This window comes from Staphylococcus sp. 2S1 (genome assembly GCF_046721335.1).
GTDB lineage: Bacteria > Bacillota > Bacilli > Staphylococcales > Staphylococcaceae > Staphylococcus > Staphylococcus equorum_A.
Window position 1 is genome coordinate 2,524,277 of record NZ_JBEUUJ010000003.1, and the last position, 25,230, is coordinate 2,549,506.

Consider the following 25,230-nt stretch of genomic DNA (forward strand, 5'->3'; position numbering starts at 1 on the left):
TAAAAAGTCGTTTCTTATGCGCTAGATAAACTATCTAACACATCGAGAAACGACTTTTTTTAATCTCTTAACAATGTTTCTTGATATTTAAGTTTTTTAATGACATTTAAAATTGTTAGCCAACCTACAAGGAAGTATAACAAACCAAAGTAACTATAGAGCGGAAATACTACAGCATAGATGATAATAAATAACGCTCCTACAATTAACATTAATCTATACAAGAATTGTTCATATCCTTTTATTACTTTCGATTCAGTAACGGGCCATACTTGTGGCCACAACCCATAGGCTTGTTGTGTATAAAATTGTGCCATTTGTAATAAGATAATGTACATAAACAAGCTACCAATAATTAACATGATAATAGGTTGTTCTAACCAAAACATTAAAACAAGTGCAAGCATTACTAACCTTAAAATAATATTAAAAGCATCTTTACCACGTACAAAACTTCTTATAAATAAATAAAGATACATATAATTTGAATTAAACTTTTTACGCTTAGGCGTAATCAGCAATGGATCTAGATAGCTTCTTCTTACTGCTGTTTCTTTAAGATGTTTTACATCCGTGAACATATTAACGAATTTATAATAATTCATGTGATGTTGATGTTCTGATTTAATCATTCTTTCCCAAGGATATAAATGTGTCTTATTTTGATAACGGATTAACATTGTTATACCCACGAGGAGGAAAACAGAAGTAATACTTGATAATTGTTTCGGGTCTAATGCTAAGTAATATCCCGAGGTGAAAATAATAAAGAGTAATACATACAGAGACCAACCTTCTAATCGGTATTTATACCATTGCCATTTTAATAATAAACCTAGCAATGGGAAAATGAGTGCTAATACAGCAAACAAAATATAAAAACCAAACGTTTGATTATTAATCACAAAGAACAATGGGAATAACACAATTAGTATTAATACTTGAAACCCTATTCGAGAAAAGTAACTATAAATCAAACTATGTTTCATATATTCCGACATGTGTTTTTCAAATGGTAATAGAAAAAGTCTATCCGCATCTTTAAGCAACGTTCTAATTGGAAACATAGATGTTAATGCTACGACGATACTAGCAATCAAAGCGTAATTAAAATCATGTGGTATAGATTGTAGCCAATCACCATAGCCTACTAGAAAGGCACCAAACATAATTACAAGAAATACGGAGAAATGGCCATTAAAGATGAATTTATTATAGTATTGCTTTTCTTTGCTTATCTCTTGTTTTCTTGTATTAAATAATTGTTTCGCATTTTGATTCATGTTTGTTGGCCACCTTGTGTGACATGGATATATATTTCATCTAATGTTTTACCTTCTAAGCCTGTTTGTGCTCTTAGTTCATCTAAGTTTCCGAATGCTACAATTTGCCCTTCGTCCATAATTAAGAATCTATCGCAGTATCTTTCTGCAGTTGCTAAAATATGTGTACTCATTAATACAGTACGACCTTCGTCTTTTTTCTCAACCATTAAATCTAACATTGATTGAATGCCTAGAGGATCTAATCCAAGAAATGGTTCATCAATAATGTATAATTCTGGATCTACAATAAAGGCACAAATAATCATTACTTTTTGCTTCATACCTTTAGAAAAGTGGCTTGGAAATATATTTAATTTATCTTCTAAGCGAAATATTTTTAATAAAGGTTGTGCCTTCTCCATTGCGACTTCTTTGCTAATATTATAAGCCATAGCTGTCATGTAGATATGTTCTTGCAATGTTAATTCTTCATAAATAACTGGAGACTCTGGAATATAAGATAATTTTCTTCTATAAGTTTCAACATCTTGTTTTATATTTATATTAGAAATTGTCATCTCACCTTCCATAGGTGTCAGTAAACCAAGCATGTGCTTGATTGTCGTACTTTTACCTGCTCCATTTAATCCAATAAGCCCAACAATTTCACCTTGGGTTAATTCAAAATTTATATTTTTAATTACAGGTCGTTTACCATAACCGCCTGTTAAATGTTCTATTTTTACTGTCATATGGCACCTCCACAAATTATATTGTATCAAAAATCAGTCTATAGGCATAAATTTACTGCGAAAAATGACGGAAATAATATACTAATGCTATAATAGTCAGTAACAATCTTACAAGGAGTGAAGATTCATGTCAGAAACAGTCTTTAGTAAAATTATTGATGGTGACATACCTAGCCATAAAGTATACGAAGATGATTATGTTTACGCATTTTTAGACATTTCTCAAGTTACAAAAGGTCACACACTATTAGTTCCTAAAAAAGCATCAGCCAATATTTTCGAAACAGATACTGAGACAATGAAACATATTGGTGCGGCATTACCTAAAGTGGCAAATGCGATTAAAAAAGCATTTAACCCTGATGGATTAAATATTATACAGAATAATGGTGAATTTGCCGATCAATCTGTCTTCCATCTTCATTTCCACTTTTTACCAAGATATGAAAACGATGTGGATGGCTTTGGCTATAAATGGGAAACGCATGAAGATACGATTGATGATGACCAAAAAGCTAAACTCGCACAAGAAATAGCAGCTCAATTCGACTAAATATGCTTATCTTATCTCATACGGGGTATATAAAACATATTAAAGAATGCGATATTATTTAGAAATGAGGAGAATTTTTATGAAAACAGCTCAAATATTATTAGGTCTTGGTGCTTGGCGTTGCAACTGGTCTTGGCTTTGCTTTAATGAATCGCGATAAAAGAGAGTCTAACCAATTTAATGCACAAACAAAAAGACCTGCCGGCGCTGAATCAGAAGTTGATAGAGAAATTAATACCATTAAGCAAAGTATAAATGATATTACGAATTATATCTCTCAAATTAAATCTGAAAGTACAGAATTTGGTAGTACAATTGGTGATGAAGTGAAAACAATGATTGGTGATTTCAAATCTGATATCAACCCTAACATTGAAAAATTACAGTCTCATATCGAGAATTTACAAAATCGTGGCGAAGAAATTAGCAAAACTTTTGAAAAAGATAAGTAACCTACAGTTATTCAATTGATTTTATGCTAAACATCTATCAAACCTAAACATAGAGCTGTAACCTTTAGCATTGTCCATAATGAGGTTTACAGCTCTTTTTATATACTGATATAAACTCCTATAAAAGCATTCAATTGATCGCTTATTTCTTCTTTTATATGCGCCCTATTACATATTCAAAATTATCTTGACCTTTTTACTGTTAGGATAGATAATACGAAAGTATATAAGTGCTGATATTTATTAAGTAGAGGAGCATGATTTAGTTATGTATCTATGTACACGCCAAATTGATATAAATGCACGTTTCGGCTTACCTAGAATCGCATTTCTAAGTTTAGTCACAACGATCATTACATTCTTAATTGCCTATGAAATTTTGTATTTCTTTTCCAATACGAAATTGACGGATCAATATTTTTTAGTATTTTTAGTGTTAGTGGTGATCTTATACCCTATTCATAAAGCAATTCATTTAGTATTTCTGTTTCCTTATTATAAATCTTTCAAAAAATATAAATTAGTGCGACATAAATCCGTTCCTTTTTATAATACGTATGTGAACACACCTGTAAATAAATATTACTTTTGCTTTGATTTAATTACGCCTGTAATCATTATTACGAGCATCTGTGCATATGCCGGCATACAGTTCCCACAATTTGGTCACTACTTTATGTTTATTCTTGCATTAAATATGGGTTATTCAGTAATGGATTTTCTTTATTTAAAAATAATACTATTTTCCAATGAAGGTTCATATATAGAAGAACATCAAACTGGTATTAATATTCTAAATAAAGTTGACACTAAATATGAACAATAATGCATAGTGTCTTTGACATACAAGCGACATGCTATCTATCAGATACCTAATACGTCTTGTGGGTGGGATAGAAATCAAATTTTAAATTTTGATTTCTATCCCACTTTTTTGTTTTTTATTCAAATTAATTTTAATAATCTATTTTTTTATATATTTACTAATACTATAGTCTTAGAAATAGGGTTTCTTATTGGTGAACACAGCATAATATGTTATATTTACGTTGTTATTATTACAAAAGGAGTTTCCAACCATGAAAACATTTAAAAAAGTTATACTTCCGGTTACGGCAAGCGCGTTGCTATTAAGTGCTTGTGGTAGTAGTGCAACAGATTCAAAAGATGATACGATTATTTCATCAAAAGTCGGAGACGTTAAAGTAGAAGATGTCATGAGCAAAATGGGCGATGAACAAATTGCCAACAGTTCATTCTCAATCTTATTAAACAAATTACTAGCAGATAAATATAAAGACGAAGTTAATACGAAAGACATCGACAAAGAAGTTGAAAAAGAACAAAAACAATATGGCGGTAAAGAACAATTTGAAAGTATGTTAAAACAGCAAAAAATGTCTATAAGTGATTATAAAGAACAGAAGAAAACGCAAGCTTATCAAAAAGAATTACTTAATGACAAAGTCGATGTTTCAGATAAAGAAATCAAAGAAAACACTAAAAAAGGTTCTCATATCTTAATTAAAGTAAAAGAAAATGAAGATGATAAAGAAGGTTTATCTGATAAAGATGCAAAAGCAAAAGCAGAAAAAATCAAAAAACAAGTCGATAAAGATCCAGACAAATTTGGTGAAATCGCAAAAGAAGAATCAGGAGATAAATCATCAGCTAAAAAAGACGGTAGCTTAGGTTATGTTATGAAAGGCCAAATGGAAGATAAATTTGAAAAAGCTCTCTTTAAACTTAAAGAAGGCGAAATTTCTAAAGTAGTGAAAACAGATTATGGTTATCATATTATTAAAGCAGACAAAGAAGACGACTTTGATAAACAAAAAGATAAACTTAAATCTCAATTATTACAATCTAAAGTACAAAAAGAGCCTAAACTATTAACAGATGCATACAAAGAATTATTAGATGAATATAATGTAGACTATAAGGATAGAGATATCAAAAAAGCTATTGAAGATTCAATCTTAAACCCAGAAAAAATAAAACAACAGCGACAACAACAGCAACAGCAACAAGCTATGCAACAAGGTGGCGCCGGAATGTCTACAGGACAATAAAAAGCCATCACAGTGTCTCTGAAATAGCTCACACAAATTCAAAAAGGCTGATAGATTCTAAAAGAGATTCTATCAGCCTTTTTTATAATAGAAAACACCAAGCCAACAGAAAAACAAATGGCTTGGTGTATTTAATTTGAGGATGTGTTCTTGATGTTCCAAACTATCCTCTTATATAAACAATGACGTGATTAGTCTAGTGACGTTGGATTATAAAACTGTCTGCCATCTAGTCCAAAAATACGCTCAGTAAATTGACCTTTATCCGTTTTCTTATATGCTTTTTCAAACATATTCATTTTAGCATCGATATTATCAATAAAGAATAATATTTCTGCTTCTTTCATGTGCGGTAACTTAGGAGAACCATATTCCATCTTACCATGATGTGCTAAAATCATATGGCGCAATAAAAGTACTTCTTCTCCGTCAAGATTCAACTCTCTTGCCGCTTACGCAACTTCATCACTCGCTATGGAGATGTGACCAAGTAAATTACCTTCTACTGTGTACGATGTAGCAACTGGTCCGCTTAATTCTCTTACTTTACCTAAATCATGTAAAATAATTGAGCTATATAATAAACTACGGTTAAGTAAAGGATAAATATCACATATAGATTTAGCAACACGCAACATCGTTAATACATGATAACTTAAACCACTAGAAAAGTTATGGTGATGTGTACTTGCCGCTGGGAATGTGAAAAATGCTTCTTGATGCTTACGTATCAAATGACGCGTAATACGTTGTAGCGTAGCATTTTCAATATCTAGCATATAATGTGAAACTTCTTCTTGAATTTCATCTGGTGTTAATGGCGCACCATCAACAAAATCTTGTGTTTTCATATTATCTTCTGGTTTAGCTAACTGTATTTTATTGATTTTCATCTGTTTTCTACCACGATAATTGATAACATCACCAGTAACATGGACAATTTGTTCAGGCTCTAATATTTTCATATCTTCTTTTGAAACCGTCCATAATTTAGATTCTATATCCCCACTTTTATCTTGTAAATGTAGTGTCATATAATCTTTGCCTTGAGCTGTCACACCTTGTATTGCTTTATGAATTAGAAAAAAGTGATCTACAGAATCTCCAGGCTTTAAATTTTCTACGTTTCTCATTATTTACCGCCTTCCTCGAATTTATTCAACGTAATGATTTGTTTTGAAGGCACACTTGTATCTTTCACACATGTAAAGAATAAAATTTGATAGTCTTTCGGCATTTGTCTTAAATAATTCATCATAATTTCTTTGCGTTGTTTATCAAAATGTACAAATGCATCATCAATGATAATTGGAAATGGATAGTATGGTTTTAACGTTTTGATTAAACTCAATCGCAATGAAATATAAAGTATTTCTTTAGTAGACTGACTAAGTTCTACTGGTTCATACATTTGACCATTTTGTTGTTTCACCATTAATTCATCGTTAGCATAAGTCACTTGTACGTAATGACCATTTGTTAAATGCGTAAATATATCAGTTGCTTCGCTTATCACTTCTGGTAAACGTTTATCTTTAATTTGTGCAATGTGACCTTCTACTAAAGATTGTAAGTAACTCAGACTTGCCCAATCTTTTGCTTCATCATTTACTTTATTTTTAAGAATATGGAATCTATGTCTTAAATCAGCTAATGTCTTGTCTGTTTCCATATCAGTTATTTTTGCGTTTAAGTCACTAACTTCTGACTGCATTTCTAAATATTGATCATTATATTCGTCTACTTGTCGTGCTAAGACTTCATCTTCATGCGTTAATTGCGCATAAGTCTTTTCACTTAACCTTGAGCTTAAATCATAATTATAATTTTGATTCTCTAAGTATTTCGATAAATCATTAAACCTTGTCATTTGTTGTTGATAATTTTGATATTGTACATGTTGTTGATAATAACTCTCTTCATCAGAAGCATTAACATAGCCAAATAACTGTGTAATCACATTATTATTTTCGTTTAATCGATTGTGTAGTTGCGATACTTCACTCTCAATTAATTTGATTTGCTCATCGTTTCTATTCCATTTTTCAAGATTACTTGTTTCTTCTTTGAGCCACTGTCTAATGTCATGGAATAGTGATAAATCATTAAAATACGTAAATTGATTATTAGTTATTTCTTTAGCATGTGCATAAAATGCTTCTAACGATTCACGTAATTGACGCGCTTGCTCTTTAAGTTCATCGATATGCTTATCGTAGTCTTTAATCTTATTCATTGTGCCAATACTATCAATGATTAGTTCATCTGACATTTTATCAGATAAATGCAAATCTGTTTTAACTTTATGAATACTGTCTTGTGCTTCTTGATATTGTTTTTGAGCTTGCTCTAAACTCGTTGCTAAATAGTCGGCCTTTTTATCAAGTGCTTCTTTTGTCTTAACTGTACTATGCAACTGTTCCCGCACTCGGTACTGATCATCCAAGTCAAAGTCAAGATCATAATTATCTTCTAAATGCGTAATTTGTCGTTGCAAATCATCTATTTCTTTTGAGAAAGTTTCACTATGACCTATTTCCTTAGATTTTACAAAGAAAACGCCTATGATAAATATGACTGACAATATCGTAAATACAACGCCAAAGAGTATGTTCGCAGATACGAATGAGAAAATCGTTAGTCCTATACTTATTACTGCTAATATAATTAAGCTTATGCGTAATAAATTCTGTTTTTTCTCATTTTCTTGTTGATCTTTATCAAAAGCCTCTTTCATTTTTTGGTAAAGGTTATTCTTTTCTTGAAGCTCAAATACTTGTTTATTATATTGTTTTTTCTTTTCAAAATTTTCTTCAGGTACAATATCTGCTTCTAAAGCATCTATTTCCGTAGCATTGGTCTCTTGATCAATTTTATTTTCTTCGATATTACGTTCGAGTTGTTGTACAAATGCAGTTTGTTCTTGTTTGTTTTTAATTTGATTACTTACAAAGCTTTTCATTGCTTCTGAACTGTCAACTTGATGATGCACATCATGCCGACCAATATTAGACTTCAGACCAGTCTTTTCGCGCTCTTTATCTTGGATGTCTTTTTCAATAGCTTTAAGTTCGTATTCTTTTTGTTTAATTTCATTCTCTTGTTGGTGTAAATGATTGAAAGCATCTATATCACTTTGTTTCGGAACATTGATTTTTTCATTTTCTGATTTAAGATGCGCTAACTTTTCTTCTCTTAAACCCAAATCTCTTTTAAGGTTTTGGGTTTGAATTTTTGCAGATTCGTAGCGATCAATACCTTGTTCTGGGAAAAGTACTGGTTCAATATTTAGTTGAGATTCTAATGTTTTCCATTCTTGTGTTTGTTCATGCAAAGTGAGTTCTTTTTGTTTTTCGTTATGCATTTTAGATAACTGTGCTAGATTTTGCTTTATATTATCTAACACGCGTTCTGATTTATCTTTATCATCCACAAGTCTTTTATAAGTAGTTAACTTCGACTCTTCTGCTCTAATTTGACTCTCTAAGTCTTTCAACTGATCTAATTGTTGATTAATAATTGGATTACGTCCATTTTTCTTATATAACATTTCTTTTTTCTCATTTAAAATGCCACGCATGCTAGTAAATTCTGTAGAACCTAATGCACCCGCTTGTAATAAATAATTTTGTAATTGTGTCTCATCCATATTTTTATGAATATCTTGTAACCCAAGTACATCAAAAGAAAAAATACCTTGGTATGTACGTTTAGAAATAAAATTCAATTCTTTTTTCAACCAATTTTCATCTTTAATCGTGCCATTAGGTAAATAAACTTTCACATCGCCTACTGCACTACCCTTTATACGCTCTACATCAACTAATGTGCCATCATCTTGAATTAAAGTTAATTTACCACCATATTGGTTACCTAATCGTGGTTCTAAGCGCGGCTCATTTTCTTTTTTTGTTGGAAAACCAAATAAGATGGAGTGAATAAAGGCTTGTATCGTAGACTTTCCAGTTTCGTTTTCACCATATATTTCAGTGAAAGTCTCATCAAATTCGATTGTTCTTTGTATAAATCTACCATAACCATATATCTCTAACGATTTAATTTTCATATTATTCCTCCCTCATATCTGACTTTAATAATTCTTCGGCATGTTCTATCAAACCACGTCGATCAAAATCACTATAATTTTCTAGATATTTAGAAGCTTTAGGGTTTAAATATAAATCGTTCATAGCTTTATCATAAACAGTGTTGTCATCGATTAACTCTGGCGAGAATTCTTTTACTAATGTATTTTGATCTTCATATTTATTGTTGATTGTTAAATTTTCAATAAATACAAAGTTATGTTCATTTTCTTCATAATCACTAATCATTTCATGAACTTGTATGACGTCTTGTTCAGGTATCAATTGATCGGAATTAACAATAACCTTCAATTGATAAATCGATTTACCATTTTTTCTCACTTGTGTTTTAAAAGTTTGAATTGCTTCAAAAAGACCTTGCTTAGAAGTTTTATCTGTTTCAAGCGTTGCTTTTTCAAAGCGAATAAATTGTGTAGGTACGAATTTAGCCTCGAGATTTAAATCGTCGCCTTCTACGAGTAAACAACCTTTTTCACCTAATTCTTTAAAGTGTCGGCCTTGTATATTACCTGGATAGTGAATTTGAGGCATATCGCTTAATTGTTGACGTTCATGAATATGACCTAGTGCCCAATAATGATACAGCTTATTGTTTAAATCTTCTAATCTAAATTCTGTATAGCGGTCTTTCGCACTAGATTTACTATATGTACCATGAAGTATGCCAATATGGATTCCTTTTTGGCCTTGACTTGATGGATAAGCATCTAATTTATTTTCGTAACTCGCATCATTTTGATAACTAAAGCCGTGAAGATAGATTTCTTCTCCATTTTTAGTGATTGTTTGATAAGTTTCAACATTTTCTGAGAACACTGAAACATTATCTGGCCATTCTGTTCCAATATTCGATGATAAAGGATCATGATTGCCATGACAAATATAGACGAATATTTGTTCTTTAGATAAGCGCTCAAATTGCTCTTTCAAAAACACTTCTGCACGTAATGTCCGATTCTGTTGGTCAAATAAATCACCAGAAACAATCATAAAATCTATTTCTTCATTCAATGCTAAATCTACTATTTTTTTAAAGCTTTCGTACGCACTTTTTTGCATATCTTCAAAAATCGACTGACTTAAATAGCTTCTTGACTTAAACGGGCTATCTAAATGTAAGTCAGCACAATGAATAAATTTCACCATACAGTACAGTTCTCCTTTATCTAAAGGTTTATTTAAGATGATACATGCAAGACAATCTATAAATGAATTAGTTGCTCATTCAAATTTTAAGATGTGTGCATGCGAATACCTTGTATCTCTATATTTTACCACATTGTCTAAGATTCAGTCGATAAAACAAAAAAAGCTACAATACATAAAATGTATTGTAGCCGGAAATCAAAAATCTGATTAATTGATATTAGTCAGCGTAGATTTCGTCTAAAGGTTTAACAATGATTTGGTTGATTTCTTGGAATACTTGGCTCATGTTTTGTTCAGCGACCATTAATTCTGAAATGTTTGAATCATTTTCGATTTTTTGAGCTTGTTCTTGTGCTTTTTGTAGCTCTTCTTCACCGATTTCTTCACCTTGCATTTGTTTTTGTTGGAATTCTAATTGAGTTTCACGGAATTCGTCAAATAATTCTTTTGACTCTTTATTTTCTTTAACATTTGCATAAGCTTTTTGAATAGCTTGGTATTCATCACTTTCTCTTAAAGCTTGTTCTAATTGATTTGCATGATCGTGTAAATTTACTGCCACTATGCTTCACTCCTTTTTTGTATATGTGTGAAAACCACATCGGTATTACAATAACATAATTTAATATGTTATACAAAAATTGCAATTACGCCCTGTAATAGCCCTATTATGCCCCCTAATAAAAAACCTAAAAGCATAATTAATTTCAGTTCTTTATTTGCGACATCAATGATTAATCTTTCTATATAAGCTAAATCAAATGTATTAATTTGTTCTTCAACCATTTGTCTTAAATTAATCTTTTTCATGATTGGAGATATATGTTTAGATATATTCTCTATAATAACATCTGTTAGTTTTTGAGAAACTTTACTTTCTAAGAAATGAATAAAGCTTGGCATTAAAGTATTAAACGATTGTTTTGATACTTTATCTACATCTAAATAACCAACAGCTAATTCAGTTATAGAAGTTTTAAATGAATTGTACTGACTTTCGCTAACAAGTTCATTTAAATTTTTAGCTTTCATAGTCTCATATTCATTATCAATGACCTGTTTTGCAATTGCCTTAGCTTTAGGATGTTTAGTTAAACGAATAAGTTCATGTTGAATACGATCAGCAATACTCTCTTTAGTCATAAACATTTGTAATAAGCCAACTATTTTACCTTTTTCGTTGAAGAAAGTCTCCAACATAGATGCAATATCAGTTGCACCTTTTTCTGAACTTAGATACACGCTTGCTCTTTCAAACAATAAATCAGGAACTAAATCTATTTTACTATCAATACTAGCTTCTATTTCTTCAGGAATAATCTGTTTGATAGGTGTAGTTTGATTATCTTGGTAAAATGCATCTAATTTATTTGAAATCACTAAGTCTAATTTTTCATTTGCTACTCGCGCAACATCTAAATCTAACTTATCAGCGAAATATTGCAATGTCATATGTTCTTGTTTTAATTTTTGAATTTGTTTAAGTAATACTTCTTCAATTGCTTGTCTTGAAGATGGTGCATTTAATTTTGATTGGATTAAACTTTCTGTTAATAAGTGTTCTTCAACTACTTGACCAATCTTATCAGCGACTTCTTTTCTACGTTTTGGTATTAATCCTGGTGTAAAGGGCACACGTTTATTAAAAATATAATAGGTTTTAAATGGATGAAATAGCATTCTAACTGCTAAAATATTTGTTACCCCACCTATCAATGCTCCAATCACCATCATAAATACAATTATTAAAAAAGTATGCATAGATGATTTCTCCTTTAAATTCTATAATTTATTTCTGTTTTATTGAAAGACCATTTTAAATTACAATCATTTTTACATTGTATAATACTTACTATAAAAATGTGTAGTAAAAATACCTTGTTTTCTATATTTAGTTACTTAATTCATCTTAAATATCACAAGCAACTAAAATAAAGTGACAAAACAACCAAATAAAAAAAGACCTAAATCTTTGTTTAGGTCAAGTAGAGTAAAGTGACTAAATCATTCATATACAATTTAAAGTCCCATGTCACCCAATTATATAAATAATGATTCTCCTATCACAAAATGAATTAATATTATACGTGCATTAATTCTTCTTTTGATATTCTGCCGAAGTATGTTTCAGCTTCTCTTAATTTAGACGTTCCAAATATTGGTTGCGTTTCGTTATTAAGTACACGATAGATATCACTTACTTTATTACTTTGTAAGATGAAACCGTTGCGGCTATCAATCGTATTCCAGTATATGTCACTTGTTGTAGAATGGTTAGGGTATGCACAATGATTACGAGAAATCGTTTGTACCATTTCTAAAGGATCACAACCAAAAGTACTATTTAGAACATCTGAATCTCTGAATAACGCACAAATTGATACACACGTAGTCCAGTTAGGTAATACTCTCTCTTTTTCTATTTGAACTAATGTCTTTTTTGAAAGACCAATAGTTTGGGCCATCGTATCTTGCGTATAACCTCGCTTCAATACGTACCATTTTAAATTTTGTTTGAATTAAATCTGTGAAATGCTGTCTATCCATTACTTTAATCTACCTTTCATAAAAGAATATTTTATCCGGACACAAGAAATTGCAATAATACACGCTTCTTGAAACACAAATTACATCTTAATACAATTTTCAAGAAAATAAAAGAGTGAAATGAAATTTTCATTGTTTTTTATCATTGGCGCAATTATCAAAATAATCAATCTTATATCTTATAAATAAGTTACAAACAAAAAACATTTTGATTGTAAGCGTATTATTTTTGTGAAAAGTGTTATTTTCTTAAATTACTTATTACTCTTTTAAGATAAAAACACTATTAATCATTATAGCCTACTTTACCCATTTGCGCATAGAAAAAGATTAAAAAAATTTAAAAGTTATTAAATTGAGCTATAACCGTTTACTTTTTTCAGAATCTTCATTATACTCTGAGTTACTTTTCAAAATTAGAGGTGCTTAAAATGGAAGATAAATACATATTACTAGCAACATGTTCAGACAAAGTTGGAATTACATCATTAATCACAAATATCATTTCACAATATGATTCTAATATTTTACATTTAGATCACTTTACAGAATATGATCATGCACAAGATGCCGATGGAAAATTATATTTACGATTTGAATTTAATAAAGTGCCTTTAGTAAAAGAAGCTTTAGAAAAAACACTAAGTGAAAATGATATTGAATTTAACTTATTCGATAATAGTCATAAAACTAAAATTGCCTTATTTGTTTCAAAAGAAGATCATGCTTTCAATGAAGTTTTACTGAGAGTGAAACGTGGAGAAATACTGCGGAAATTGTATGTGTTGTCAGTAATCACGAAAATAATAGACATTTTGCAGAAACGTTTAATATTCCTTTTTATTATGTGCCTAGCAACGATGCTAAAGATTTAGTTGAGAAATATATTTTAGATATTTGTGGCAAACACGAAATTGAACTCATTGTATTAGCAAAATATATGCAAATTTTAAGTGACGATTTCGTGAGCCAATATCCAAATCAAATCATCAATATTCATCATTCCTTCTTACCTTCATTTATTGGAGCAAATCCTTATAAACAAGCTTGGGAACGTGGAGTGAAACTTGTCGGAGCTACGAGTCACTATGTAACATCTGACTTAGATGAAGGCCCTATCATTGATCAAGATGTAACACGTATTAATCATCGTTATAATGTTCAAGACTTAAGAAAAATTGGTCGTCATGTTGAATCAAGTGTATTAGCACAAGCTGTTGAATACCACGTTCAACATAAAGTAATAGTTACAAAAGGAAATAAAACAATCGTATTTAATTAATAGTAAAAACGGCGTGTACTACTCGTTGTTACCATATGCTCATGTATCATTTTTTAATAATAACTATCAATATCTTCTATTATAAGTGTGATTTTTATAAATGAGATAATACCTAGAATCTTTAGGTATTATCTCGTTTTTTTATTTACATGCTCACTATTAAGTGATGCAATTAGATTTTTAGATTCAATACAATCTAAATGAACAGCTTTAATTTTAACGTTAACTGTTCTATAACAGAGCTTAACCTGACTTTGTCTGTATTAATATCTTTCGTAGGTTCTCAAACTTTTCACACGTTGTTTTAAAAATTTTCACATTCTTTGTGAAAATAAATCTGTATCATGAAAACGGCGTGTATAGTTTTTACTAAATGTACCTAAACGAGGTACTTTATCTAAATAGTTTAACCTTACTACCAATGGTAAGCTACGTTCGTTTCTATCTCTTTTATCAATTGATTTATTCAACATTACAAACACCACCACTGTTTAATTTAAATATATTACATTATTTTTGTTTGAAAAATGCCACTAATTCGTGCCGACTCCTGCGGGAAAAGCACTAGCCGAAGACTACAGGCTGAGGCTGTGCCCGCGGAAAGCGTGCACAAAAAAGTGCCAACAAAGTCGGAGACTTTGTCGACACTCTGAAAGAAACTATAAAGGCTCTTTTTTAGTTTGAATGATTTAATTTATCATGATTACTGATATTCTATTCTCTTAAAAAATAATTTTTAGGAATCAATCATTTAATTTTTTAAAACAAAGAATTGTTACATTGAGTCTGCTTGTGTACGTGTTGTCTCTTTACTTAAAACTTCCATATCATATCCATCGTCAGTTTCTGTATATTTTATCTTAACTGTTTCTCCATCTTTTTCTACTTCCGTAGGTAATTCTTTAGATTCTCCATCTTCATCAGTAAGCGTAACCGCTCCATCTTCAGCTTGAGTACCCTTGATACCTTCTTTTAATTTAAGATGTACTGTACTCTCATCTTTCTTGCTAACTTCTACCGGATTATCTATACTTGCGAGCACTTGCACTATTGAAGACACCTACTAACGAAATAATTAAAGCGACAACCATTAAACTTGCTAACCCCTTACTTTTCATAAAATTTAATGTATCCATATAGAAAATTCCTCCTTAAAATGTTGCAACTTATTTTGACTACCTTGCAACTTGGTTATAACACTAACAAAATATTCAGAATTTTTAAAGTTTTTATATGAATATATTTCGAAAAACTTTATGTTTGTATTTAAATTTTTAATTATAATTTATATTAAGTTAATCTCTTATTTGTTGCATACATTAAAAAATGATATACTAAGAAAAATTTCACTAAAATTGGAGGCTCGGCTATGACAATACAGACACACAATACAGCGTTTTCGCTATACGCCGCTATGAAAGTTTCTACAGCTCAAACAATTCCGGGTACTTTAACACTTCTAAATGATGAAATTCGGTTTCAAGCAAGCGGACCACTTAAAGGAACAGAAAATAAAGATGCTTTTCATTTTAATGAAGTCAAAAATGTTAAATTTGGGTTTTCATTTTCTCCATTCCGCATTGTCATAATAGATAACGATGGTGAATCATGGATCTTCGACCAAGTAAATCGTAAAGATGGCAAACGATTTGTAGAACTTTACAACTCCATTAATAAAATTAAAGAGGAGAATCATTCTTACTATAGAAATTAAGTATTTTTGCTCTCATCTAAACTAATAGTTATACATATTTATAATTGACATGCAAAAAGCCTCCCATTCAAACAATTGAATGGGAGGCTTTTTTATTAAAATATTATTAACTATTTATGCTTGAGCCTTTTTAGCATCTTTTCTGTCTGCTTGCGTTTGAAATAATCAACGCACAAGCCGCGTCACCAGTAATATTTACAGATGTTCTTGTCATATCTAACAATCTATCTATACCTAAAATAATACCGATTGCTGCTGGGTCTAATCCAACTGCATTTAATACCATTGCTAACATAATTAAGCCGACACCTGGGACACCCGCAGTTCCAATGGATGCTACGACTGCAATTACTACTACTGTAATAAGTTGTCCAAATGAAAGATCCACACCTGAAATTTGAGCAATAAAGATTGTTGCTACCCCTTGCATAATTGCTGTACCATCCATATTGATTGTCGCACCTAAAGGTTGGACAAAGGATGCAATTTCAGGTCTCACTCCCATTTTCTTCGTACATCTTAGTGAGACTGGTAACGTTGCTGTTGAACTCGAAGCACTAAATCCAAGCGAAATCGCTGGTATAAATGCTTTAAAGAATTTCAATGGGCTTGTTTTTCCCATGAATTTAACTGCTGAACCGTATACCACGAAGAAATGAATTGCGAGTGCTAACAGTACAATAAAGAAGTACATACCTAATTGTTTAATAGCACCAAAACCAGCTCCTGTAAAGGCATGTGCAACTAAACCAAATGTACCAATTGGTGCAAAGACACTCATAATCATGGTCACGATATACATGAGTACTTCATTGGTTTGTTCAAAAAACTTATGTACCATTTGTGCTTTAGAACCGACCATAATAATACCGACCCCAATAAAAATAGCAAATGTAATAATTTGAAGCATATTTTCATCAGTCATTGATTGTAATGGATTCTTTGGAAATAGATTAATTAAAGTTTGATCGAACGATTGACTGGCTGCGACACTTTGTGAGCCCTCTTCTTTATCTAAAGTTTTTTGATAACTAGAAACATCTTCACTATTTAATAAATCTGACTTACCTTCGCCTGGGTTAAATATTAATGCTAAAGCTATACCGATTGTAATTGCTAAAGCTGTAGTTGCTAAAAAGAATGTAATTGTTTTTAAACCTATACCACCTAGTAGTTTCGGGTCCCCAACCCCTACTACTCCTAAAACGATTGATACAAATACTACTGGTACTACTAACATAAATATTAAATTTAAGAAAATTTGTCCAATAACATTAAATACGTATTTATCAACATTTACTACAAATGCAGATTGTGCAAACATATTAAAAATAGAACCAATGGCAATACCTAATATTAATGCTATGACAATCTTCATTGAAAGGTTTTTTGTTTTCATTGCATTATCCCCCTATTGTTTATTACTCTGTATTATATAGTAATATTATATAATTAAAAGTAAAATTTGAAAATAATTACAAAAAAATGAATGCGCTTCCAATACTATGCCTTCGCTATCTTAAATGAGATTGTTTTGCATCGCATATATCGTCGCTTGTGTGCGATCAGTTACTTGAAGTTTATTGAAAATATGGCTGACATGTGTTTTTATAGTTTTCTCAGAAACAAACAGTGTTTCTGCAATTTCTTTATTTGTTTTACCTTTAGCCATCTCTGCCAATACTTCTGATTCACGCTTTGATAATTTATTAGTAAAATGTGGCTTTTTACTCACCGCTTCGATGACACTTTGCGCTTGAGGATGTATCGTTTTCTCACCTGAAAGTACTTTCTTAATTGTTTTTATTAATTGGTCTGGTTCTACATCTTTCATCTCGTATCCATCTGCACCCTTATCAATAGCGGAAATTACATGTTCATCGTCCACATAACTTGTAAGGACTAATATTTTCACTTCTGGATACGCCTTTTTCATTCTTTCTGTAATTTCAATACCATTCATTTCAGGCATAACTAAATCTAACAATACAATATCAGGTAATTCATTTGTTTCTAAATATTCAAAGAAAGATTTACCGTCTGAAAACCCTCCTATAACATCTATATCGTCAACAGTGGATAGTAGGAATTCTAATCCTTGTCTTACGATATGATGATCATCTACGAGTATAATTCGATGCATGTTAAACTTCCTTTCAAAAACTATAATGGAACTGCTATATGAATTGTAGTGCCTTTATTTTGAGTTGAATCTATTTCTAATTTACCATTAATCAATTTTGTACGTTGTCTCATATTACTTAAACCATGAGTGTCTGGTGGATTGGATTTATTAATATTAAAACCTTTGCCTTGATCTACTATATCAATAGTTAGATAACCATCTTTTTGAATCAACGATAAATCTATTTGTGTTGTACCACCATGTTTTTTTGTATTATTCATTGCTTCTTGTATAATACGATAAATATTTTCTTCAATTATACTTGGTAAATTGATCAGACCATCTACTTTAACAGTTAATTCAAGTTGTAAAAGCGTACTGTACTTTTTCAGTGCGTTAACTAAACCTTGTTCTAGTCCAACTGGCTTTAATTGCCAAATCAAAGCTCGCATCTCGTTAACAGCTTGTTGACTTGTTTGTTCTATCACTTGAAAAGCCTTGCGCGATACTTCTTCATTAGTAATTCCTTCAGTTGCATGGGCTGTTAATTTTACAGAAAAAAGCATTTGATTCACTGAATCATGTAAGTCCCTTGCTAAGCGATTTCGTTCACTTATACGAGCTCGCTTCTTTTTCTTGATCTGTTAGCCAAATACGTTTGATTGCAGAGCCAATTTGAAACGCTACAGACTCAAGCATTTCTAAATCTTCTTCACTATAATGCGTTGTATGTGGTGTAGCAACATTTAATAGTCCGAATTGTTCATCCCCTGACCTTAGCGGTACAGTTGCATGATGCGTGACACCATCTGTTTCATCATGATATGCACGGTTTGCAAGGTTGATACGCGAACAATTAATGATATTAGATGCTTTGGTCAATTTCTTATTTTGATAAGCTTGAACACACCAACACGTGCCTTCACACATATATTTACAATTTTGTTTGGCTAATGCGCCTGGTAAATCTATATGAGATACAAGCTCATGTTGACCTGAATCATCAATAAAGAAAATCCAGCCTGTTGTAAACTCACTTCCTTGAATTAAAGACTTCAATGCACCTTGCATCATACTATATGTTTCTGTTTCTACATTTAAAAATTCTGCAATTTCTTTTAATAAAGCAAGTCTAGTCGGTTTTTCCATTTAACCAGTCCATTCTTTTATACAATATTACTTTACATACATTATACAGGCTCATAAACTAATTGAAAAATACAGTTTCGATTAACCTTTAAAATGATTTAATTAACAATAAAATAAATTTCATAGAATTACTATGTCTAATATTTTTAACACGTTGTTTATGGTATGATTATATATGATAATCAAGGAGGATACTATGAAATTTGAAATCCCTATTAAATATAATCAATTAACATTGAGAGAAATTTTTCAACAATTGCACTTACCTAAAAAAGACTTACATAATTTAAATATGTCTAAGTTAATTACAATTAACGATGAACCAACAACATTAATGTCTAAAGTAAATACTGGTGACGTAGCTTATATTCCTACACCAGAAGAAGTAAGCAACTATTTACCAAGTTATCGCTATGCTCAAATTTATTACGAAGATGACGATATCGCTGTTGTGATGAAGCCAAAAGGCGTTAAAACACACCCGAATGATTTAAAAGAAAGTAATACACTAATGAATCATGTTATCTATACAGTCAAAAGTGATTACGTTGAGCCAATACATCGCTTAGACCAAGAAACGGTTGGTTTATTGATTGTTGCTAAAAATCCATTAATGAAAAAAATTCTAGATCGTATGCTAGAAGAAAATGAAATTGACCGTATTTATAAAGCAAATGTGCACAGTTTATTACCTATCAAACCACAAACGATCGATATGCCAATTGGCAAAGATAAATTCCACTCTAATAAACGTAGAGTGTCACCTACTGGACAAACTGCAATTACACATATCATTAATTCTAAAATGATTAAAGAAGATGTAAGTGAAGTAGATTTAAAATTAGATACAGGTAGAACCCATCAAATTCGCGTTCACTTAGCTGAAATTGGTCATCCAGTAATTGGTGATCCATTATATGGTAATTCAACATTAAGACAGCTTCAATTAAATAGTTATAAAATTGAATTTATCCATCCACTTACGCAAGAAACGATTTCAGTAAGTATGGACGATGAAGTTTAAATCATATTAATATAATACAAAAAAGCCAACGCGTTCTATTTAAAGAAGCGTTGGCTTTTTAATATCTTTTATTTTGGTTCAACCATATCTTCAGGTTTAATCCATTGTTCGAATTGCTCTTCAGTCACATGACCTGATTGTATTGCAGATTCTTTTAATGTAAGACCTTCACGGTGTGCTTTTTTAGCAATACTTGCGGCATTTTCATATCCAATATGTGGATTTAAAGCAGTCACTAGCATTAATGATTGGTTTAAATAATTATCTATATTTTCATGAATTGGCTCAATACCAACTGCACAATTATCATTAAATGTTTGCATGCCATCTGCTAATAAGTAAATTGATTGCAACGTGTTATGCAAGATGACAGGTTTATATACGTTAAGTTCAAAGTTACCTTGAGAACTTCCAATACCGACTGCTGTATCGTTACCCATAACTTGTACCGCTACCATTGTTAACATTTCACATTGTGTCGGGTTCACTTTCCCAGGCATTATAGATGAACCAGGTTCATTTTCAGGAATAGATAATTCAGCAAGTCCTGCGCGCGGGCCTGATGCTAGCCATCTTATATCATTAGCAATTTTCATTAAGTCAGTTGCTAATGCTTTTAAAGTACCATGTAATTGAACCACTTCGTCGTGTGCTGTTAATGCATGGAATTTATTTTCAGATGAAACAAATGCATAACCTGTATTTTTCGAAATGAATTTAGCTACTTTATCGCCAAATTCAGGATGCGCATTAATACCTGTACCTACAGCTGTACCACCAATCGCTAAATTTAAGATGTGTGCTTTTGATTCACCTAATAAAGTTTCACATTTATCAAGCATGAAACGCCACCCACTAATTTCTTGTCCTAAACGAATAGGCGTTGCATCTTGTAAGTGCGTACGGCCAATTTTTATAATATCGTTAAATTGTTCTTCTTTTTCTTTAAAAGTATCACGTAACGCTTTTAAAGCTGGTTCAAGTTTTGTTTCTACTTCATTGTATAATGCCACATGCATTGCTGTTGGGAAAGTATCATTTGAACTTTGTGATTTATTAACGTCATCATTAGGATGTATCGTTTCATCACTGCCTTGTGATTTTAAATATTCATTAGCTACATAGCTCACAACTTCGTTTACGTTCATATTACTTTGTGTGCCACTACCTGTTTGCCAAACCACTAATGGGAAATGTTCATCTAGCTCTTTATTAATGACACGGTCACAAGCATAAACAATGGCATCTTTTTTAGCGTCCGATAGTTTTCCTAATTCATTGTTAGCTAATGTTGCTCCTCTTTTTAACTGAGCAAATCCGTAAACAACTTCAATTGGCATTTGTTCTTTGCCTACTGGAAAGTTACGTTTACTTCTTTCTGTTTGAGCACCCCAATATTTTTCTGCAGGTACTTCAATTTCACCGAATGTATCATGTTCAATTCTAACTGACATTTCAAATTCTCCCCTTCATTATTCGTTATTCAGCTTTAGTATAGCATTAATTATTTTAAAGGGGCAATCGTATTATAGAGCGTTTACATATTATTTTATTTTAAATTGAATTTATGAGTTATTATTTTACCTTATTAATTAGAACCCTTCACTTTTCCACAAAAAAATACCGTCAAAATCATTAAGATTTTACGGCATTTTATATAAACTATACTTTTTTATAAATCATCTAGTAACTATACAATTTAGCTTTCTTTAGTAATGTTTATTTTGTTGAATTGTACTTTTGCTTCTTGTATTACACCTACAGCTGTTAATATGAGTAGAATCGCACCGATAACCATAGTAACAGGACTAATCGTAACTAATGTACCTAAAAATCCAGTTAAACTACTATAAAAATCTCCTAATGGTTTAAACAACAATACAGTTATTACAATACAACATATCACACTTATAATAATTCCAGTTTGGTTACCTTTAACGAACGTTGAAGCATTAACTTGATCAACAAGCCCACGCGATAAATTTATCTGCAATTTTATAACTTTAAATAACACGGGTAAGTAAAGTGCACCAATCGCCATAGGAAAACCCTTAATAGAAATTAAATTAACAATGACAAGCACTAATCATAATGTATTTCCAATACTTACTTAACATATGTATAAGTCTCCTTAAATCCAATAATGATTTAATAATAACACATTCACTTTTAACTTGGCATTTCTTTTTAAATTGAAAATAATTTATCACAGTATTTGACTATCAAAACAGATTAATTTTCATTTTTCCAAAATCTCATTTGCTATTAATAGACATAAAAATAGCCCTTTGTGAATAAAAAATCCCCCAAAGAGCTATGTTAAAACTAATCATTTAAATCTGAACGAACTTCTGGATCATGAGATTTATCTAACTTATCCTCATCATTTTTCTCGGAAATTTGTTCCATTTCCTTACCAAGTTCTACTACATCTTCGTAGTCACTGACCATTTCATTTTCAGGTTCAGGTACATCATTTTGTAAATGTTTATTATCTTTTTTGTTTGTCATACCTATCACCTCACATTTATATATTAAGCAAAACGTGCTGTGAAATAATGTCTTACATCTTCAGGTAACCCTTCTGTTGCCGCTTCATCTAAAACTACATTCACCATACGATGCGCTTTTAAATCTGAAGGTTCAAAGCTTGTTTTACCATTTTCTTCATATAATTTGTGAACAACTTCTTTTTTGTCAGCGCCAGTGATAATTAAAATAACTTCACGTGCTGAAAATAGACCTTGTTTTACACTTACGTTCAATTTACCATTAGTATCAATTGATAGTACTTGTGTAATCAATTTACCTTTATTTTCTTTTGTTTTAATTTTATCACCAATAAATGATTCAGTGTCTTCATTAAATGAAACATTATAAATTTGACCTTCAGGCACACCTAAAGCTTCAAAATAAGATTTGTTATCATCATAATCTAAAATGTTAATTTGACTAAAGTCTACAGGATGATTATCTACATTTTTCTTTAATTCATCTAATACTGGTGAATTATCATTAGAAAGGTGTACACCCGCAATAGTTGTCGGATTGTTGTTAAATTGTTTTCTTAATATATCTGCAGCATATTCAGCTACAATTTTTTCGTTTTCTAAAACTTTAAAGTTCATTGCCATAGTAATTACACTCCTCTTTTTTATTAAGACGCGTTCTAGCATTATTTTTATTAATACCCTTGATGTAATGGAGATAAACCACAACATTACTAATGTACCAATTTGATTAATTAAATGCTAAGTTATAAGACTTATCTCTATTATACAAATCTATCACATTATTTTCATTCATTTAGCGCATTTATTAATGTAATTCTGGAAAACTTTGTTGTCTTAACGCTTCGTAAATGAGCAATGATGCTGTATTAGATAAGTTTAATGATCTAATATTATCATTCATTGGGATACGTAACGCCGTTTCTTGATATGTCTCTTTCACCCAGTCAGGTAATCCAGTCGTTTCACGTCCGAAAATAAAGAAGTGATCGTGAGTAGTATCAGTAAAATCAAAATCTGAATATGTTTTCTTACCAAATTTAGTTAATAAATAATAAGTACCCTCTGTTGCTTCAAAAAAGTCTTCAATACTTTCATGATAAGTGATATTAACAGTTTCCCAATAATCTAATCCGAGCACGCTTTAGCATCTTATCATCTGTACTGAAACCAAGTGGCTTAATTAAGTGTAAATGTGTATATGTGCCCGCACATGTTCTTGCAATACTGCCTGTATTACCAGGTATCTGTGGTTGAAATAGTACTATGTGGTTTGTCATTCTATTTTTCGCTCCTCGTTTCAAGTCCTTTTAACATTTCAATTTGAACCTCTTCTAGTTCATTTTCATAATGTTGTGCAATAAATGGTCTAGCGACCTCGCCTTGAATTTGTCCTATCGCCCAATATGCTGTAGCTCTAATCATAGGTCTTGGATCATCTAACGCAACATCTTGTAATTCAGGTATTGCTGTTTCTTCTTTAAAATGTGCCAAAGCAATAATTGCATTACGTTGAATCGGTTTCTTACCTCTCCATGCCCCTGCTAAATGACCATAAGTATTTTTAAATTCTTTATTGCTCATTTTTAATAAAGGCACGAGCCTTGGTTTTAAAATTTCAGGTTCTAATTCTATATCGTCATGCTGTGTATTAATCCCTTTATTTTTCGGGCATACTTGTTGACAGGTATCACATCCATAAAGACGATTGCCAATTTTATAACGATATTCATCTTCTAGATAACCCTTCGTCTGAGTTAAAAAGCTAATACATTTCTGACTATTTAACTGTCCATCTCCAACGAGTGCTCCTGTTGGACAACGATCGACACAAATCGTACAATCGCCACAGCTATCGATTAACGGGTCATCAGGCGGAAAAGGTATACTAACTAGCATCTCTCCTAAATACGTCCATGTACCAAGGTCAGGATTGATGACGAAGCCATTTCTTCCTACAAACCCAAGTCCTGCACGTTCTGCTACAGCACGATCAGACAATGCGCCAGTATCTACCATTGATTTAATTTCAACGTCTTCTACTCTAGATTCTAAATACTCACCCAATTTATCTAACCGTTTCCTCATAATACTATGATAATCTTGCCCCCAAGAAGCTCTAGCAAACATACCTCTTCTGTCTCCGCGGACACTTTTAGGCGCACCTTTTAATTTATTTGGATAGCCAACGCCTATTGCAATAATAGATCTTGCTGTTGGCAAATTTAATTTCGGTTCTGTTCTTAATTCTATATCAGATTCTTCAAAACCAGATGCATACCCTTTTGCATGATAATCCACTAACTTTTGCTTCATTTCATCGAAAGGATCAGCTGTCGTAAAACCAATACTATCAATACCAATTGAATGGGCATAGTCTATAACATCTTGTTTTAATTGGTTTAAATCCATTTTCTTACACCCCACCTTAAAAACATACATTGTACAGTTTAACACATTCGTATGGCTTTGGCGTATTAGCTATATTACTTTTATTATAATTTAAATATAATAAAATAAAAGACCAAAT

General features: G+C 31.3%; 18 protein-coding genes and 8 pseudogenes. 7 read left to right on the forward strand and 19 right to left on the reverse strand.

The features are described from left to right. Positions 1–59 precede the first annotated feature (59 nt). On the reverse strand, positions 60–1,283 hold the full coding sequence (ecsB, locus tag ABLV90_RS13130; protein WP_285323449.1) for an ABC transporter permease EcsB: 1,224 nt from the start codon (positions 1,281–1,283) through the stop codon (positions 60–62). After that, a complete protein-coding gene (ecsA, locus tag ABLV90_RS13135) occupies positions 1,280–2,017 on the reverse strand; it encodes an ABC transporter ATP-binding protein EcsA (RefSeq protein WP_460872747.1) in 738 nt (245 codons plus the stop codon). Before ecsA ends, ecsB begins: the two co-directional genes overlap by 4 nt. Before the next feature lie 127 nt (positions 2,018–2,144). Here ecsA and ABLV90_RS13140 point away from each other — a divergent pair, with 127 nt between their 5' ends. From ABLV90_RS13140 to ABLV90_RS13155, 4 genes and pseudogenes are all read left to right on the forward strand, one after another. Then, positions 2,145–2,570, forward strand: a complete 426-nt coding sequence (locus ABLV90_RS13140; protein ID WP_046466338.1) for an HIT family protein — start codon at positions 2,145–2,147, stop codon at positions 2,568–2,570. Positions 2,571–2,649: 79 nt separating this feature from the next. Continuing rightward, positions 2,650–3,022: pseudogene (locus ABLV90_RS13145) on the forward strand (YtxH domain-containing protein). Between the two features lie 268 nt (positions 3,023–3,290). Beyond that, positions 3,291–3,848 carry a DUF3267 domain-containing protein gene (locus tag ABLV90_RS13150; RefSeq protein WP_460872748.1) on the forward strand — a complete coding sequence of 186 codons (558 nt, stop codon included), beginning with the start codon at positions 3,291–3,293 and terminating at the stop codon, positions 3,846–3,848. 253 nt (positions 3,849–4,101) lie between these two features. Next, positions 4,102–5,094, forward strand: a complete 993-nt coding sequence (locus tag ABLV90_RS13155) for a peptidylprolyl isomerase (protein ID WP_460872749.1) — start codon at positions 4,102–4,104, stop codon at positions 5,092–5,094. A 191-nt stretch (positions 5,095–5,285) separates the two neighbouring features. Here the strand turns inward: ABLV90_RS13155 and yhaM are convergent. The 6 genes and pseudogenes from yhaM to ABLV90_RS13185 form a co-directional block, all read right to left on the reverse strand. Beyond that, positions 5,286–6,227 (reverse strand): annotated as a pseudogene (gene yhaM, locus ABLV90_RS13160) (3'-5' exoribonuclease YhaM). Further along, on the reverse strand, positions 6,227–9,160 hold the full coding sequence (locus ABLV90_RS13165; RefSeq protein WP_460872750.1) for an AAA family ATPase: 2,934 nt from the start codon (positions 9,158–9,160) through the stop codon (positions 6,227–6,229). The pseudogene yhaM and the gene ABLV90_RS13165 overlap by 1 nt, the downstream one beginning before the upstream one ends. Before the next feature lies 1 nt (position 9,161). Further along, the gene (locus ABLV90_RS13170; protein WP_046466333.1) at positions 9,162–10,346 is read right to left on the reverse strand and encodes a metallophosphoesterase family protein; all 1,185 of its coding nucleotides are present in this window, start codon (positions 10,344–10,346) and stop codon (positions 9,162–9,164) included. Between the two features lie 220 nt (positions 10,347–10,566). After that, positions 10,567–10,911, reverse strand: a complete 345-nt coding sequence (locus tag ABLV90_RS13175; RefSeq protein WP_460872751.1) for a YlbF/YmcA family competence regulator — start codon at positions 10,909–10,911, stop codon at positions 10,567–10,569. A 68-nt stretch (positions 10,912–10,979) separates the two neighbouring features. Then, a complete protein-coding gene (locus ABLV90_RS13180; protein WP_460872752.1) occupies positions 10,980–12,110 on the reverse strand; it encodes a DUF445 domain-containing protein in 1,131 nt (376 codons plus the stop codon). A gap of 320 nt (positions 12,111–12,430) precedes the next feature. Beyond that, positions 12,431–12,896 (reverse strand): annotated as a pseudogene (locus ABLV90_RS13185) (helix-turn-helix transcriptional regulator). A 431-nt stretch (positions 12,897–13,327) separates the two neighbouring features. Between ABLV90_RS13185 and purU the strand changes: the two are divergent. Beyond that, positions 13,328–14,178: pseudogene (gene purU, locus ABLV90_RS13190) on the forward strand (formyltetrahydrofolate deformylase). Positions 14,179–14,501: 323 nt separating this feature from the next. Here purU and ABLV90_RS13195 read toward each other — a convergent pair. Then, positions 14,502–14,644: pseudogene (locus tag ABLV90_RS13195) on the reverse strand (IS5/IS1182 family transposase); the annotation flags it as partial. Between the two features lie 309 nt (positions 14,645–14,953). Then, complete coding sequence (locus tag ABLV90_RS13200) at positions 14,954–15,220, reverse strand: hypothetical protein (RefSeq protein WP_460872753.1); 267 nt, start codon at positions 15,218–15,220, stop codon at positions 14,954–14,956. A 327-nt stretch (positions 15,221–15,547) separates the two neighbouring features. On the opposite strand from ABLV90_RS13200, the gene ABLV90_RS13205 reads away from it, so the two are divergent. Further along, positions 15,548–15,892 carry a hypothetical protein gene (locus ABLV90_RS13205; protein WP_427706996.1) on the forward strand — a complete coding sequence of 115 codons (345 nt, stop codon included), beginning with the start codon at positions 15,548–15,550 and terminating at the stop codon, positions 15,890–15,892. A 130-nt stretch (positions 15,893–16,022) separates the two neighbouring features. Here ABLV90_RS13205 and ABLV90_RS13210 read toward each other — a convergent pair whose 3' ends face one another. From ABLV90_RS13210 to ABLV90_RS13220, 3 genes and pseudogenes are all read right to left on the reverse strand, one after another. Next, entirely contained in the window at positions 16,023–17,291 is a 1,269-nt protein-coding gene (locus tag ABLV90_RS13210) for a dicarboxylate/amino acid:cation symporter (protein ID WP_460872754.1), read from the reverse strand. 120 nt (positions 17,292–17,411) lie between these two features. After that, positions 17,412–18,035, reverse strand: a complete 624-nt coding sequence (locus tag ABLV90_RS13215) for a response regulator (protein ID WP_460872755.1) — start codon at positions 18,033–18,035, stop codon at positions 17,412–17,414. A gap of 20 nt (positions 18,036–18,055) precedes the next feature. Beyond that, a pseudogene (locus tag ABLV90_RS13220) lies at positions 18,056–19,166 on the reverse strand (GAF domain-containing sensor histidine kinase). A 196-nt stretch (positions 19,167–19,362) separates the two neighbouring features. On the opposite strand from ABLV90_RS13220, the gene ABLV90_RS13225 reads away from it, so the two are divergent. Continuing rightward, on the forward strand, positions 19,363–20,190 hold the full coding sequence (locus tag ABLV90_RS13225) for an RluA family pseudouridine synthase (protein ID WP_460872756.1): 828 nt from the start codon (positions 19,363–19,365) through the stop codon (positions 20,188–20,190). A gap of 68 nt (positions 20,191–20,258) precedes the next feature. Here the strand turns inward: ABLV90_RS13225 and fumC are convergent, their stop codons facing one another. From fumC to queG, 6 genes and pseudogenes are all read right to left on the reverse strand, one after another. After that, entirely contained in the window at positions 20,259–21,644 is a 1,386-nt protein-coding gene (fumC, locus tag ABLV90_RS13230) for a class II fumarate hydratase (protein ID WP_460872757.1), read from the reverse strand. 245 nt (positions 21,645–21,889) lie between these two features. Then, positions 21,890–22,307 (reverse strand): annotated as a pseudogene (locus ABLV90_RS13235) (hypothetical protein). Positions 22,308–22,515: 208 nt separating this feature from the next. Next, the gene (locus tag ABLV90_RS13240; protein ID WP_427706989.1) at positions 22,516–22,701 is read right to left on the reverse strand and encodes an SAS053 family DNA gyrase inhibitor; all 186 of its coding nucleotides are present in this window, start codon (positions 22,699–22,701) and stop codon (positions 22,516–22,518) included. A 23-nt stretch (positions 22,702–22,724) separates the two neighbouring features. Beyond that, positions 22,725–23,324, reverse strand: coding sequence for a glucosamine-6-phosphate isomerase (locus tag ABLV90_RS13245; RefSeq protein ID WP_460872758.1), 600 nt, complete (start codon positions 23,322–23,324; stop codon positions 22,725–22,727). A gap of 184 nt (positions 23,325–23,508) precedes the next feature. Further along, positions 23,509–23,980 (reverse strand): annotated as a pseudogene (gene trmL, locus ABLV90_RS13250) (tRNA (uridine(34)/cytosine(34)/5-carboxymethylaminomethyluridine(34)-2'-O)-methyltransferase TrmL). A 1-nt stretch (position 23,981) separates the two neighbouring features. Further along, positions 23,982–25,112 (reverse strand): tRNA epoxyqueuosine(34) reductase QueG, encoded by a 1,131-nt coding sequence (queG, locus tag ABLV90_RS13255; RefSeq protein ID WP_460872759.1) that lies wholly within the window; start codon positions 25,110–25,112, stop codon positions 23,982–23,984. Between the last annotated feature and the right edge of the window lie 118 nt (positions 25,113–25,230).